We start from the raw sequence: 397 nt of genomic DNA, 5'->3' as shown, positions 1-397 counted from the left end.
AAGTAATAGTTGGGTGCGCAGGCTCCGGTCGGCGAGTTCGGGTGCCGGGCGCGCTGATACCTGCTCCAGCAGCGCACTCAGATTCAGTTCATTGCCGCGCATCAGCTCCGGTGTCTGACCGAGCCGGCTCAGCTCCGTACGCACCTGGTGCAGTACTTTCAACAGTGCGCCTTTCCAGTCCCCGTTCAGGACCTGTTGCGCCGCAACATTACCGCCGCGCTCGGTTTGGGTCGACGCCACTCCGACTCCCGCTGCGTCGCGGGCCGCAGGGCGCAAGGCGGTCAGCAGTTTTTTCTCCAGAAACACACCGCTCTCACTCAGCGCTTCGCGCATTGCGCCCGGCCGGGTCAATTGACTGGGCTCCCGCAACTGCTGAGCAGCCTGTCTCAGTGCCTGT

General features: G+C 63.7%; 1 protein-coding gene. It reads right to left on the bottom strand.

Annotated features, from left to right (window positions below; translation table 11 throughout):
- A partial coding sequence (locus tag B3187_RS08950) for a hypothetical protein (protein ID WP_286805866.1) occupies positions 1-397 on the bottom strand: 397 nt, incomplete at both ends.

The organism is Marinimicrobium sp. UBA4209 (genome assembly GCF_002381585.1).
Classification (GTDB): domain Bacteria; phylum Pseudomonadota; class Gammaproteobacteria; order Pseudomonadales; family Cellvibrionaceae; genus Marinimicrobium; species Marinimicrobium koreense.
This window is presented reverse-complemented; position numbering and strand designations above follow the sequence as displayed.